This window comes from Micromonospora sp. WMMD1076, assembly GCF_029581475.1.
Classification (GTDB): Bacteria; Actinomycetota; Actinomycetes; order Mycobacteriales; family Micromonosporaceae; genus Micromonospora; species Micromonospora aurantiaca.
The window spans coordinates 3,675,421-3,687,198 of record NZ_CP120862.1 but is presented as its reverse complement, the minus strand read 5'-3'; the positions used below and the strand labels follow the sequence as shown (position 1 = coordinate 3,687,198).

Here is an 11,778-nt window from a genome sequence, read left to right as displayed (position 1 = left end):
CGTCATGATTGTCTGGATCAACGGCGCGTTCGGTGTCGGCAAGACGACCACCGCGCGGCTTCTCACGAGCGCGCTGCCGGACGCGCGGCTGTTCGACCCGGAGTTCCTCGGCTCGATGCTCACCGCGTTCGTCACCCCGCCGACCGGCGACTTCCAGGACCTGCCGCTGTGGCGTCACCTCGTCGTGCAGACGGTCACCGGGCTGGACCGGCACCACGCGGGCGTCTGGATCGTGCCGATGAGCCTGCTCGACCCGGCGTACCGCGCGGAGATCCTCGGCGGCATCCGCGCCGCGGGCGTCGACGTCCGAGAGGTGGTGCTCACGCTCCCCGAGGACCGGTTGCGGGCCCGGATCGACGCCGACCAGGTCGAGTCCGCCGCGCGCGGCTGGCGGCACGACCACGTCACCCGGGCGCTCGCCGCGTTCGCGTCGGTGACCGACGCCCGTCTGGTCGACGCCTCCGCCCCGCCCGAGCAGGTGGCCGACGCCGTCGCCGCGCACGTGCGCGCCGAAACTCGCTGTCGGGCCTCCGGGCACGGTGGTAGACAGCCGGAGTGACCGAGCCCCTGACGTTTCCCGATCGACTGCGGCTGATCGACGACCGGTCGGCCGCGTTCCGGGACGCGGTCGCCGCCGCGCCGGACCTCGACGCGCCGGTGCCGACCTGCCCGGGGTGGACGCTGTTCGACCTGGCCCGGCACATCGGCGAGGGACGCCGCTCGTGGGCGGCCACCGTCGCCGCCGGTCCCGGGGCGTCCGGGCGGGCCGCGCCCAGCGGTCCGGGCGCACCCCGGGAGCGTACGGCGCTGCGGGACTGGCTGGCCGAGTCGACCGAGCAGTTGCTGGTCGCGCTGCGCGACGCCGGACCCGATCGTGGCTGCTGGACGTGGTGGGACACGTCGCAGTCGCCGCAGACCTGCGGCGCCGTCGCCCGGCACCAGCTCCAGGAGATCACTGTGCACACCTACGACGCCCAGCTCACGGCGGGCGCGCCGCAGCCGCTGCCGGTCGGGGTGGCTCTCGACGGCGTGGAGGACTTCCTGTTCACCTGCTGCGCGACCGCTGTGCCGTGGCCGTACGAGCCCGCCGTCCTCGACTACCACGTCACCGAGGGCGGATCGTGGCGCACGCGGCTCTCCCCCGAGGGTGCACGGGTCACCCGCCTGCAGGCCGGAGACGACGCGGGCCCGGCCGACACCTCCGCCCGTTCCACCGCCGCTGACCTCGTCCTGGCCTTCTACGGCCGGATACCGCTGGACGCGCTCGCCATCGAGGGCGACCGGCGCGTGCTCGACCGGATCGCGGCGTGGGATCCGGACGCGTAGCCGGGCGGCCCGAGCGTGGAAGGATGCCCGGTATGCCGGATCGTGCGTTGACATTCGGAGCGGCGGCGCAGGCGTACGAGCGGTTCCGGCCCGGCTATCCGGAGGAACTGGCCGACCTGGTGCTGGCGTACGCGGGCCGGCCCGTCCGGACCGCTCTGGAGATCGGTGCCGGGACCGGCAAGGCGACAAGGCTGTTCGCCCGGCGCGGCGTCGCGGTCACCGCCACCGACCCGGACGCCGCGATGCTCGCCGAACTGCGGCGACACGTCCCGGCCGAGGTGCGGGTCCGGCAGGCCGCGTTCGAGCAGTTGCGCGCCGGCGAGCGTCACGACATGGTGTACGCGGCGGCGGCCCTGCACTGGACGGACCCGGACCGGCGGTGGGAGCGGATCGCCGGGCTGCTCACGCCCGATGGTGTGTTCGCGTCGTTCGGCGGGCCGCTGCGGCCGGCCGACCCGGCCGTGCGCGACGCGGTGGCCGCGGCCCGGTCCGAGTTCCTCGCCGACGACGAGATCCCGTCGCCGGACGGGACGCCACCGGAGGCCGGCATGCAGTGGCCCGGCACCGAGCTGCGCGCGTCCGAGTGGTTCACCGACGTGCGCCAGTCGGAGATCGAGCGGCGGATCACGATGAGCGCCGACGACTACGTCGGTCTCCTGTCGACGGTCTCGGCCTATCTCGAACTGCCGCCGCCCGTACGTGAGCAGGTGTTCCGCCGCGTCCGGGATGTGCTGCCCGGCACGGTCGAGGTCACCACGGACGTCACGGTCCACCTGGCACGGCGGACGTCGCAGCCCTGATCACCCCGGCCAGGAGGGCCGCCAGACCGGCCCGGGCAGCGGTGGCAGGCCCGCGAAGTGGCGGATCACCGGCCGCAGCCCCGGGTGCGGACCGGTCCGGGGCAGCATCAGGTTGATCGGGTACGCGAGCACCGGATCCGTGATCGGGATGCGGCGCAGGTCGTGGCCGGCGGGCCAGAGGTAGCGGTCCCGGGCACCGACGAGCGTCGCCACGTCCGCCGAGTCCGCGAGGTCGTCCAGGAGCACCTCGGTGCCGAAGTTCGGCCCGGTCGCGTCCACCCACAGGCCGAAGGTGTCGGCGAGCTGCTCGTAGAACTCGCCCCACTCGCTTCCGGGCACGATGCCCGGCACCCGGAGCCGGTGTCCGCGCAGCTCGGACGGCGTGAGCGTGGGCGCGGACGCGAGCGGGTGCCGGGGGCCGGCGAGCAGTTGCAGCGGCGAGTCGAAGGCGCGGACCATCCGTACCTCGGGCGGCAGCGCGGCCGGGTCGGTGACGGTGCGGAACGCGGCGTCGACGTCGCCGGCCCGGACCGCGGCGGCGACCTGCCGGGGGTCGTCGGCCCGCAGCGTCACCACGTCGAGGGCGACGCCCGGGTGGGCGCGCCAGTAGTCGTGCAGGAGGACTGCCTGCGCGCTGCGCAGGCCGAGCACGTCGACGCGCGGCGCCCGCGCGCCGGGCCGGACCGCGGCGACCGCGCGGTCCGCGCCCGCGACGACGCCCCGGGCGTGCGGGAGGAACGCCCGGCCGTCGCCTGTCAGCTCGACCCCCCGGGGTGTACGGGTGAACAGGCGCACCCCCAGCTCCCGCTCCAGCGTGGCGATCCGCTTCGACACGGCCTGCTGGGTGACGCCCAGCTCGTCGGCGGCGTGCCGGAACTGCCCGAGTTCTGCCGCCCGCACGAACGACCGCACCGCCTCGCTGTCCACCGGCTCACAGTAGGCGGGTCCAGCCGATGGTTGTGACGCGCCGGGCGGCGGTTGTTTGCCCCGGCGTCCGCGCGGCCGGTCTGATGCGCGGGGCATCGGTGACGGGGGCGGCGTGCGGAAGCTGGGATCGGATCTCGGGTGGCTCTGGTCGGCCTACGCGGTGAGCACGTACGGCACCTGGCTGGCGTTCGGCGCGTTCCCACTGATCGCGGTGCGGGTGCTGGATTCGTCGGCGTTCGCGGTGTCGCTCCTGGAGGCGGCGGGGCTGGCAGTGGCGGCGGTGCTGGCGGTCCCGCTCGGGCCCTGGGTGGCCTACCGGCGGAAGCTGCCGGTGATGATCGCGACGGATCTGGTCCGGTTCGCGGCGCTGGCGAGCGTGCCGGCCGCGTACGCGCTCGGGGTGTTGTCCTACGGCCAGCTGCTCGTCGTCGCGGTGGTCTGCGGGACGGCCGGCATCACGTTCACCGCCGCGTCCGGGGCGTACCTGAAGGGCCTGGTCCGTGGTGATCGGCTGCTGGCGGCGAACGGACGGTTCGAGGCGACGAGCTGGGCCGCGACGGCGGCCGGGCCGCCGCTCGGGGGCGCGCTCGTCGGGCTGCTCGGCCCGGTCGTCACCATCACCGCCGACGCCGTGAGCCACCTTCTGTCGGCGCTCGCGGTACGGCGGATCCGGGCCGGCGACACGGCCGCGCCCCGCGACCCGGCGGGCGCCTCACGGGTCGCCGACCTGGGCGCCGGCTGGCGGTTCGTGCGCCGCGACCCGGTGCTGTGGCGGTTGTTCCTCAACTCGGTGCTGGTCGGCGGCCTGATCATGGCGACCGCGCCGTTGCTCGCCGTGCTCCTGCTGGGTGGGTACCGGGTGGCGGCGTGGCAGTACGGGCTGGTCTTCGGTGTCTCCGCGCTCGGCGGCGTGCTCGGCGCACGGCTGAGCCCGCGCCTGGTGCGGCGCTACGGGCGGCAGCGGGTCATGACGGTGTCCGGCTGGCTGCGGTCGACCGTCCCGCTCGGTCTCGCGTTCACCCACTCGGGGACCACCGGACTGCTGACCGTGGTCGCCGTCGAATCGGTGCTCATCACGTGCATGGGCGTGTTCAACCCGATCTACGCGACCGAGCGCCTGCGCCGGACCCCGCAGGCCCACACCGCGCAGGTCCTGACCGCGTGGAGCGTCACCGGCCGGCTCACCCAGGCCACGATGATGGCCGGGTGGGGCGTCCTCGCCACTGTCGTCGGCCCGCTCGCCGCGATCACCGTGTCCGGGGTGCTGCTGCTCGGCACGCCGCTGCTGCTGCCGACGCGCCGGCACACGCGCGACCCGGAGCCCGCACGCCCGGCCACTGTGGTCTCGTAGGCCCGGCGGCCGGACGGTCAGGACGTCAGGTAGGCGGTCAGCCGGTCGGCGAGCAGACCCGGGTGACTGAGCGCCACCGAATGGCCGCCGTCGATCTCGTCCGGAACCACGCCGAGCCGGTCGGCGGCCACCCGGCGTTGGAAGTCGGCCGGGAAGAACCGGTCGTCGCGGCCGATGAGCACCGCCGTCGGCACGGCCGGCCAGGTGGCCGGCGGCCACGGCTCGTCCCACTCCGCGCTGACCTGATCCCGGGCGTGCGCGGGCGCTTCGGCGACGATCTCGGCCGGCACTCCGTTGTAGAACTGCTGCTCCTCGCTGAGCCCTTCCGGCTCGCGGTAGCCGGTGTTGCCCCACCAGTCCCCCGGCTTCTCGCCCGGCCGCGGGATCATCGGCGTGAGCAGGACCAGCAGGCGCACCGGCAGCCGGTCGGCGACCAGCGTTGCGGTGAACGCGCCGTACGAGTGCCCGACCACCACGAGGTCGTCGCGGCCGCCGACGGCGTCGACCACCGCCTGGCGGAAGTCGGCGAACCCCGCCGACCGGTCACCGATCGGCAGCTCCGGCACCACCGCGTCGTGGCCCCGGGCGGCCAGCTCGGGAACCAGCAGATGCCAGTCCCACGCGCTGCCCCCGCCACCGTGGATGAGCACGAACGTCGCCATGCCCGGACCCTCCCACACCGGTACGACATGCCGTGTCCGTCAGTGCGGATACGCCCGGGGCGCCCGGCCGGCCCGCGGCTCGTCGCGGAACGCCTCGATGCGGCTGACGGCCTGACGCCGCCCGATCGTGTTCTCGGCCCGGTCGAGGTAGGGGCAGGCGGCGGCGAGCCGGGGCAGGTCGACCGAGAAGCAGATCGCCATGAGGAGGTCGACGATCAGGTCCCCCGGGGCGGGGGCCGGTCGCTCAGGCCGGCCTCGCGCAGGCGTCGCGTGTCGGCCTCGGTGGTGGCGTTCGGGTCCGTCACGACCCGGCGGGACCAGTCCGCGAGCGCCGTCTCCCGCTCCGACAGGTCCGCCTCGTCGCCGCGCAGCACCCCGGCGGCTGTCTCCTCGTCGCTCATCCCGGCCAGCCGCGCACCCCAGGCCAGCGACTGGAACGACATCAGCACGTCGGGTCGCCAGCACCAGACGCGGGTGAGGTTGTTGACGTACCCGTCGGAGGCGAGGTCGTCCTCGTAGACGGCTTTCGCCGCCGGGCTCTGCGGCGGTTCGGGGAGGAAGGCCGCATTCGTGCGGGCAGTCTGCGCCACCCGAGCGCCCCCCACGGGCTGATCGACGACAGTACGATCCGCGGATGATCCGGGCGGTCTTCTTCGACGTGGGCGGGACGATCCTCGACGAGACGCGCGAGTTCGCGACCTGGGCGGACTGGCTCGGCGTGCCCCGGCACACGTTCTCCGCGGTCTTCGGCGCGGTGATCGCCCGCGGGCTGGACTACCAGGAGGTGTTCCGGGCGTTCCGGCCGGACTTCGACCTCACCGCCGAACTCGCGCGCCGGGTCGCGGCCGGTGACCCGGAGTCGTTCGGCGCCGACGACCTCTACCCGGACGCGCGGGCGTGCCTGGCCGCCCTGCGGGAGCAGGGATTGCGCGTCGGCCTGGCCGGCAACCAGCCGGAGCACGCCGAGGCGACACTGCGGGCGCTGGGCCTGGCGGTGGACGTGATCGGCACGTCGGCGGCCTGGGGCGTGGCGAAGCCGGCACCGGAGTTCTTCGACCGGGTCGTCCGCGAGGGCGGCGGTGACGCGTCGGCGATCCTGTATGTGGGCGACCGGCCGGACAACGACGCCGCTGCGGCGATGGCCGCCGGCATGACGGCGTGCCTGATCCGGCGCGGACCGTGGGGCCACATCCTCGACATGCCGGACGTCGCCGACCGGTGCCTGTTCCGCATCGACTCGCTGGACGAGCTGCCGACTCTGGTCGCGCGGCACAACGCGGCGGGCGGCTAGTCCGGCACGTCCCCGAAGATCGAGACCCGGGTGCGGTGGTGGCACGGTGACTCGATCCCGTCGACCACCGCGACCGCCAGATCAGCGTACGACAGGTGCGCGAGCGCCGGGGCGTGCTCGCCGCGGCCGCCGGGCTGCTCCCCCGCGCCCCGGCGCTGATCCTCGCGGCGCTGTTCCTCGGCGGGTGGATGGCGGTCGCCCTCGGTGCGCCGATCCCGACCTCTGCCGTGACGTACGCGTTCCGTGAACGCGACCCGTCGCCCGACGGCGGCCGGCGGGCGGCTGAGCCGCACGCCCGGCCTTGGCGTCGTACCCCTGGCATAGCCTTCCGGCCATGGCGAGCGACGAGTTGGACGAGCTGATCGTGCCCGACGCGGACGCGCTGCGCGCGTGGCTGTCCACCAACCACGACACGTCGCCCGGTGTCTGGCTCGCGCTGGGCCGTAAGGGCGGCACGATCACCACGCTGACCTGGCAGCAGGCGGTCGACGAGGCGCTGTGCTTCGGCTGGATCGACGGGCAGGGCCGCAAGCGCGACCACGAGAGTTCCTGGATCCGCTACACCCCGCGCCGGGCGCGCAGCTCCTGGTCGCAACGCAACGTCGCGCACGTGGCCCGGCTGGAGTCGGAGGGGCGGATGACGCCAGCGGGCCGGGCCGCGGTGGAGGCCGCGAAGACGGACGGCCGGTGGGCGGCGGCCTACGCACCGCCGTCGGAGGCCGAGGTGCCCGCCGACCTGCTCGCCGCCGTCGCGGCCGAGCCCGCCGCCCAGGCCATGTTCGACGTCCTCACCAGTGCCAACAGGTTCACGCTCATCCACCGGGTCAACGCGGTCAAGCGCGCGGAGACCCGGGAGCGGAAGATCCGCGAGTTCGTCGCCATGCTGGCCCGCCACGAGACGATCCACCCGCAGAAGGCGAAGCCCTCGACCACGCCGTGACGTCGTGGGCCCCCTCGCCACGTCTCGCGAGGTGTCGATGACGAACGCGCGCATGAGCGTGGCGCACTCGCCCGCGTGGGTCTCCAGCAGCAGGTGGCCGCCGTCGTAGAGGTGCGCGTCCATCCGGTCGAGCGCGCGGTGGTACGCGAGCACCTCGTCCACGTCGCCGAAGCCGGGCAGGTCGGGCGCGAGCACGTACGCGACCTCGGCGAGTGCGGGCATGACCTCGCGGAACGTGTGCGACGAGAGCACCTCCAGACCGTCGACGTCGGCGTGCCGATGGCGGATCTTCGGCGCGGCCCGGGACCATGACCGGCGGCTGAAACGGGGTGAGCCGGGCGTACGCTCGAACGAACCGACGGCAGGAGGTCGCCCGCGATGATCCCGGTGCTGATCCTGTTCGGGCTTCTCCTCGGGCGCTGGTGGCGGTCGTCGCTCGTCGCCGCCGCGCTGGGCTGGCCGGTCCTGCTGGTCGCGACCGACGTGATGGACGTCGGCGCCGGGCTGCTCGGCACGGCCGCGCTCGCCGTCGCCAACACCGCTGCCGGGGTGCTGCTCCACCAGGGAGCCCGCCTGGCGATCCGGAGCCTTCGGGCGTCCTGAGCCGGGCCGTGCGCTACACGGTGCCGCCGGTGTTCCGGATCATCCGGCGGAGCACCTTGAGCGTGGTGACGTAGTCCGCGTTGTCGACGCCCTCGTGGATGCGGGCCCGGATCCCCGGCGCGTGCTGCTTGAGGCGGATCCGGGCGGCCTCCCCCGCCTCGGTGATCCGCAGCCGGCCGTCCGTGTCGCGGGTCAGCCAGCCGCGTTCCCGCAGCACCTCCGCCTCGGCGTCCAGGTCGTCCTCGGCGCGCAGGTACGAGCGCATCGCGTGCCGCAGCTCGGGGACTGTGAGTCCACCGCCGCCGGGCAGGAGGTCGTTCGGGGACAGGTTGCGCAGGAGCCAGAACTGGGGCTGGGTGAAGCCGTGCGCGGCCTGCTGGGCCCGGGTGAAGGCGATGAGCGACTCGTACGCGACGCCCGTCCAGTAGGCGGCCGGCTGGCCCGCGAGTTCGGCGTCGGACAGGTGCGGCGTCGTCATGGTGGTCTACCTCCGGCAGTGGTCGGGTGCCCACGACGCTAGGACCTCAACCACGCTTCAGATCAAGGCGCGAGGGGCATCGCGTTCCGTCCGGCCCCGGCATGATGAGCCGATGCGGGCAGCGATGGCGACCGACGCGGGGCATCCGGGCCGGGCCAATGAGGACTTCGCCGGCGCCGTACCGTGCGGCATGGTCCTGGTCGACGGCGCCGGTGGCATCGCCGGCGCGGACGAGGTCTGCCGTCACGGCATCGCCTGGTACGCGACCCGGCTCGGCGGCGCCCTCCTCGGTGCGCTCCCGGAGGAGCGGAGCCTGCGCGACGTGCTGGCCGAGGGCATCGAGCGGATCACCGACGCGCACCGTCAGACGTGCGACGTCGCCCATCCGATCAGCCCGTTCGCGGCGGTGGCGATGCTCCGATTCTCCGGCGACAGTGTCGAGCACCTGGTCCTCGGCGACGCGGTGGCCGTCGTCGGCCGGGCGCATGGTGAGCCGCTCGTCGCCCACGATCCGCGTGAGGTGGTGATCGCGCGGTCCTTCGAGGAGCGGCTGACGGACGTGCCGGAGGGCGGCGACGAGTACCGGCGGCTGCTGATGGAGCTGCGGTCCCGCCGCAACAGCCCTGGCGGCTTCTGGGTCGCCAAGGACGACCCGACGGTGGTGGCCGAGGCGGTCACCGGGGAGTGCCCGGCCGGCGAGGTCCGCACGACGGCTCTGCTCAGCAACGGCGCGAGCCGGCTCGTGGACACCTTCGGCCTGACCGGCTGGCCGGGGCTGCTGCGCCTGCTGGAGACCGACGGTCCCGCCGAGGTCGTCCGCCGGGTGCGCGAGGCCGAGGCGCGCGAGGGCGCCGCCACCGACGACGCCACGATCGTCTGCCGATACTGACCGGCGCGGCAACCCACGTGCGCGGGCCCGCAGTCCTCGTGTTGACTGCGGCGATGGACCGTCAACGCCTGAGCAGCATCGCGCACTCGCACCACCCGATCGCGGCCCCGATCTCCGGTCTCAACCTCAACCGGCTGCTGCGCCGGGCGGGCCGGCGGGCCGGCGGCCCGGATCCTCGATCTCGGCTGCGGCGAGGGCGCCTGGGCGTTGCAGGCCCTCGCGCACTACCCGGACGGGCACGCCGACGGCGTTGACCTCAGCCCGTACGCGCTCGAACGCGCCGCCGAGGCCGCCACCGAACGCGGACTCGCCGACCGGCTCACGCTGCACGAGCGCGACGCCCGGTCGTACGTGCCGGACGGCGACTACGACCTGGTGCTCTGCGTCGGGTCGACGCACGCGTTCGGCGGCTTCGGTGGAACGCTGGATCTGGCCGGCCGGCACGTGAACCCCGACGGCGTCCTGATGGTGGGTGAGGGATTCTGGCAGGTGCCGCCGACGCCGGAGGCGTTGGCGGCGCTGGGCGCGAAACCGGACGACCACACCGACCTCGCCGGTCTGGTCGCGGCCGCCGAGCGGGCCGGCTGGACCCCGGTGTACGCGCACGTCAGCGACAGCGCCGAGTGGGACGACTACGAGTGGTCGTGGGTCGGTTCGCTCACCGAGTGGGCGCTGGACAACCCCGGTCATCCGGACTCGGCCGGGACGCTGACCGCCGCCCGCGAGCACCGTGACCAGTGGCTGCGCGGGTACCGGAACACGCTGGGCTTCGTGACGTTCGTGCTGCGCCGGATCTGAGCCCTCAGGAGCAGAGGTGGCGCAGGCGTCAGGCCGCCGCGCGGGCGCCGAGCCGCTCCCTCACGAGCCGCACCCCCGCCGGTCACCGGTACCGTGGAGCCGCACGTCTTCGCGGGGCGACGCTCCCGTCGTCCAGAATCACGAGTCCGGTGGGTGGTCCTCGGTGCCGATGCAGATCCGTTTCGCCGTACCGGCCGATCCCGCCTATCCGGCCCGCGTGGCCGCCGCGCTCGCCGCCGCCCGGCTGCGCCGGTTCGGCTACATCGGCGCGGCCCTCGCCGCGATCGGGGTGATCGGCTGGATCGCCTCGCGGGCGTCGGCGCGGTTCGCGTCGCTGTGGACCGCGTTGATCGTGGCCGGCGTGCTGTCGATGCTGTACGCGCCGTGGGTACGGTGGCGGGCCCGGCGCCGCTCGGGGGGTTACGCGGTCGAGGGCGGCTACGACATCGACGATCGCAACATCATGATGCGCAGCGGTTCGGAGTCCGGCGGCATCGCCTGGGACGGCGTCGCGCGCGTCACCGAGACCCCTGACTTCTGGATCGTGTACGTCGGACGGATGCCGGCCACGGTGATCCCCCGCTGGCTGATGTCCGCCGAGGACGCCCGGACGCTGCGCGCCTTCATGGCCGAGCGGCGACTACTCGGCGATCATTGACCATATACTGATTGGTGGATACCCGGGTGGGAGCGGAGCAAGCCCGTCGGATCCGACGCGCGCGCGGCTGCGTCCCCGGCAGTCCGCTGTGCGACCCGGCGTCGATCCCCTCCGGCATCACCGCGTACGCCGAACGCGGCGACCACATCCTCGCGGTGCAGATCAACGCCGAGGGCTCCATGAGCCTCACCCTCAGCCGCGCCACCCCCGGCGCCGCCTACCCCGCCGGTGTGCTTGCCTTCGCGCTGGGCGCGCTGGGCGGCTGGGTGCTGTTCGGCTGGGCCAGCCGCCGCACCGAGGGACGGCGCCCGCCGGCGCAGGGCCCGGCGAAGATCCTGTACGGCGTCGCGATGGTGTTCTGGGCCGCGCCGATCCTGCTGAGCGCGCCGCTGATGCTCACGCACCACCTGAGCGAGCCGCATCCCCGCTGGCACGTGCCGTGGGAGTGGCTCGGCCAGCCCACCCTGTCGCTGCCGTTCCTGCTCGGCGCGTTCCTGCTGATCGTCGCGCTGGGGCTGGCAGCGCTGCCGCACCGGCGCTCGGCCGGCCGTACGCTCGCCGGGGCATCGGACCCGGGGCCGGCGGTCTAGCATCGGGCGATGACGTCGTCCCTGGACAGCCTGCCGAAGATCAGCGCACCGGCCACGCGGGCGCTGACCGCCGCCGGCTACACCACGCTGCGCCGTCTCGCCGGGGTGCCGCGCGCGGAGCTGGCACGGCTGCACGGCATGGGGCCGAAGGCACTGGGCATCATCGAGGCCGCCCTCGCCGAACACGATCTGCGGCTGAGCTGACCCGGTCGGGAACGGCGTGATCGCGATGCCGGTCGGCAGCCTCCACCACCTGATCGTCGACTGCCCGGATCCGCTGGCCGAGGCCCGGTTCTGGAGCGCGGTCCTCGGCGACCCGATCACGTATGCGGACGACGACTTCACAGTCGTGTCGGCGAGCACGGCGGCGTCCGGACTGGCGTTCCAGCGCTCCCCCGGGCTGGTGCCGCCGACGTGGCCGGATCCGGCGGTGCCGCAGCAGATGCGCCCGCCAACCGGTTTTCG

Annotated in this window: 19 protein-coding genes and 1 pseudogene; 14 read left to right on the top strand and 6 right to left on the bottom strand. The window is 74.1% G+C overall.

Going from position 1 to position 11,778, the window contains the following annotated elements; all coding sequences use genetic code 11:
• The first annotated feature begins 4 nt into the window (after positions 1–4).
• Genes O7622_RS17515 through O7622_RS17505 form a run of 3 tightly spaced genes read left to right on the top strand, consistent with a single transcriptional unit; the run spans position 5 to position 2,126 of the window.
• Positions 5–559 (top strand): AAA family ATPase, encoded by a 555-nt coding sequence (locus O7622_RS17515; RefSeq protein WP_282309242.1) that lies wholly within the window; start codon positions 5–7, stop codon positions 557–559.
• Positions 556–1,326, top strand: a complete 771-nt coding sequence (locus tag O7622_RS17510; protein WP_282309241.1) for a maleylpyruvate isomerase N-terminal domain-containing protein — start codon at positions 556–558, stop codon at positions 1,324–1,326. Before O7622_RS17515 ends, O7622_RS17510 begins: the two co-directional genes overlap by 4 nt.
• Positions 1,327–1,358: 32 nt before the next feature.
• Positions 1,359–2,126 (top strand): class I SAM-dependent methyltransferase, encoded by a 768-nt coding sequence (locus O7622_RS17505; protein WP_282309240.1) that lies wholly within the window; start codon positions 1,359–1,361, stop codon positions 2,124–2,126.
• Here O7622_RS17505 and O7622_RS17500 read toward each other — a convergent pair whose 3' ends face one another.
• Positions 2,127–3,053: a LysR family transcriptional regulator gene (locus O7622_RS17500; protein ID WP_282309239.1), complete on the bottom strand. Its 927-nt coding sequence runs from the start codon at positions 3,051–3,053 to the stop codon at positions 2,127–2,129.
• A gap of 112 nt (positions 3,054–3,165) precedes the next feature.
• Between O7622_RS17500 and O7622_RS17495 the strand changes: the two genes are divergently transcribed.
• Positions 3,166–4,404 (top strand): MFS transporter, encoded by a 1,239-nt coding sequence (locus tag O7622_RS17495; RefSeq protein WP_282309238.1) that lies wholly within the window; start codon positions 3,166–3,168, stop codon positions 4,402–4,404.
• A 17-nt stretch (positions 4,405–4,421) separates the two neighbouring features.
• Here O7622_RS17495 and O7622_RS17490 read toward each other — a convergent pair whose 3' ends face one another.
• The 3 genes from O7622_RS17490 to O7622_RS17480 are packed head-to-tail and all read right to left on the bottom strand — an operon-like array spanning position 4,422 to position 5,656.
• Positions 4,422–5,066, bottom strand: a complete 645-nt coding sequence (locus O7622_RS17490; RefSeq protein ID WP_282309237.1) for an alpha/beta hydrolase — start codon at positions 5,064–5,066, stop codon at positions 4,422–4,424.
• Positions 5,067–5,105: 39 nt separating this feature from the next.
• Positions 5,106–5,267, bottom strand: a complete 162-nt coding sequence (locus O7622_RS17485) for a hypothetical protein (protein WP_282309236.1) — start codon at positions 5,265–5,267, stop codon at positions 5,106–5,108.
• 14 nt (positions 5,268–5,281) lie between these two features.
• A complete protein-coding gene (locus O7622_RS17480; RefSeq protein ID WP_282309235.1) occupies positions 5,282–5,656 on the bottom strand; it encodes a hypothetical protein in 375 nt (124 codons plus the stop codon).
• 44 nt (positions 5,657–5,700) lie between these two features.
• On the opposite strand from O7622_RS17480, the gene O7622_RS17475 reads away from it, so the two are divergent.
• Entirely contained in the window at positions 5,701–6,357 is a 657-nt protein-coding gene (locus tag O7622_RS17475) for an HAD family hydrolase (protein WP_282309234.1), read from the top strand.
• On the opposite strand, the gene O7622_RS17470 is transcribed toward O7622_RS17475, so the two are convergent.
• The gene (locus O7622_RS17470; RefSeq protein WP_282309233.1) at positions 6,354–6,650 is read right to left on the bottom strand and encodes a hypothetical protein; all 297 of its coding nucleotides are present in this window, start codon (positions 6,648–6,650) and stop codon (positions 6,354–6,356) included. The genes O7622_RS17475 and O7622_RS17470 overlap by 4 nt on opposite strands.
• A 41-nt stretch (positions 6,651–6,691) precedes the next feature.
• Here O7622_RS17470 and O7622_RS17465 point away from each other — a divergent pair, with 41 nt between their 5' ends.
• From O7622_RS17465 to O7622_RS17455, 3 genes are all read left to right on the top strand, one after another.
• Positions 6,692–7,297: a YdeI/OmpD-associated family protein gene (locus O7622_RS17465; RefSeq protein WP_282309232.1), complete on the top strand. Its 606-nt coding sequence runs from the start codon at positions 6,692–6,694 to the stop codon at positions 7,295–7,297.
• A 75-nt stretch (positions 7,298–7,372) separates the two neighbouring features.
• Positions 7,373–7,609 (top strand): hypothetical protein, encoded by a 237-nt coding sequence (locus O7622_RS17460; protein WP_282309231.1) that lies wholly within the window; start codon positions 7,373–7,375, stop codon positions 7,607–7,609.
• Positions 7,610–7,675: 66 nt separating this feature from the next.
• The gene (locus tag O7622_RS17455; RefSeq protein WP_282309230.1) at positions 7,676–7,900 is read left to right on the top strand and encodes a hypothetical protein; all 225 of its coding nucleotides are present in this window, start codon (positions 7,676–7,678) and stop codon (positions 7,898–7,900) included.
• Positions 7,901–7,913: 13 nt separating this feature from the next.
• On the opposite strand, the gene O7622_RS17450 is transcribed toward O7622_RS17455, so the two are convergent.
• A complete protein-coding gene (locus O7622_RS17450) occupies positions 7,914–8,378 on the bottom strand; it encodes a MarR family transcriptional regulator (RefSeq protein ID WP_282309229.1) in 465 nt (154 codons plus the stop codon).
• Positions 8,379–8,490: 112 nt separating this feature from the next.
• Between O7622_RS17450 and O7622_RS17445 the strand changes: the two genes are divergently transcribed.
• The 6 genes and pseudogenes from O7622_RS17445 to O7622_RS17420 all read left to right on the top strand — a co-directional run.
• Positions 8,491–9,267 (top strand): hypothetical protein, encoded by a 777-nt coding sequence (locus O7622_RS17445; protein ID WP_282309228.1) that lies wholly within the window; start codon positions 8,491–8,493, stop codon positions 9,265–9,267.
• Between the two features lie 207 nt (positions 9,268–9,474).
• Positions 9,475–10,065 (top strand): class I SAM-dependent methyltransferase, encoded by a 591-nt coding sequence (locus O7622_RS17440; RefSeq protein ID WP_282309227.1) that lies wholly within the window; start codon positions 9,475–9,477, stop codon positions 10,063–10,065.
• Positions 10,066–10,234: 169 nt separating this feature from the next.
• Entirely contained in the window at positions 10,235–10,723 is a 489-nt protein-coding gene (locus O7622_RS17435) for a YcxB family protein (protein WP_282314166.1), read from the top strand.
• A gap of 26 nt (positions 10,724–10,749) precedes the next feature.
• Positions 10,750–11,313, top strand: coding sequence for a hypothetical protein (locus O7622_RS17430; RefSeq protein ID WP_282309226.1), 564 nt, complete (start codon positions 10,750–10,752; stop codon positions 11,311–11,313).
• A gap of 9 nt (positions 11,314–11,322) precedes the next feature.
• On the top strand, positions 11,323–11,517 hold the full coding sequence (locus O7622_RS17425; RefSeq protein ID WP_282309225.1) for a DNA-binding protein: 195 nt from the start codon (positions 11,323–11,325) through the stop codon (positions 11,515–11,517).
• A 25-nt stretch (positions 11,518–11,542) separates the two neighbouring features.
• Positions 11,543–11,716 (top strand): annotated as a pseudogene (locus O7622_RS17420) (VOC family protein); the annotation flags it as partial.
• Positions 11,717–11,778 lie beyond the last annotated feature (62 nt).

Coding starts and splice junctions, on each gene's coding strand:
- O7622_RS17515 (WP_282309242.1), top strand. CDS start 5: ATGATTGTCTGGATCAACGGCGCGTTCGGTGTCGGCAAGACGACCACC.
- O7622_RS17505 (WP_282309240.1), top strand. CDS start 1,359: ATGCCGGATCGTGCGTTGACATTCGGAGCGGCGGCGCAGGCGTACGAG.
- O7622_RS17490 (WP_282309237.1), bottom strand. CDS start 5,066: ATGGCGACGTTCGTGCTCATCCACGGTGGCGGGGGCAGCGCGTGGGAC.
- O7622_RS17485 (WP_282309236.1), bottom strand. CDS start 5,267: ATGGCGATCTGCTTCTCGGTCGACCTGCCCCGGCTCGCCGCCGCCTGC.
- O7622_RS17475 (WP_282309234.1), top strand. CDS start 5,701: ATGATCCGGGCGGTCTTCTTCGACGTGGGCGGGACGATCCTCGACGAG.
- O7622_RS17465 (WP_282309232.1), top strand. CDS start 6,692: ATGGCGAGCGACGAGTTGGACGAGCTGATCGTGCCCGACGCGGACGCG.
- O7622_RS17455 (WP_282309230.1), top strand. CDS start 7,676: ATGATCCCGGTGCTGATCCTGTTCGGGCTTCTCCTCGGGCGCTGGTGG.
- O7622_RS17450 (WP_282309229.1), bottom strand. CDS start 8,378: ATGACGACGCCGCACCTGTCCGACGCCGAACTCGCGGGCCAGCCGGCC.
- O7622_RS17445 (WP_282309228.1), top strand. CDS start 8,491: ATGCGGGCAGCGATGGCGACCGACGCGGGGCATCCGGGCCGGGCCAAT.
- O7622_RS17435 (WP_282314166.1), top strand. CDS start 10,235: ATGCAGATCCGTTTCGCCGTACCGGCCGATCCCGCCTATCCGGCCCGC.
- O7622_RS17425 (WP_282309225.1), top strand. CDS start 11,323: ATGACGTCGTCCCTGGACAGCCTGCCGAAGATCAGCGCACCGGCCACG.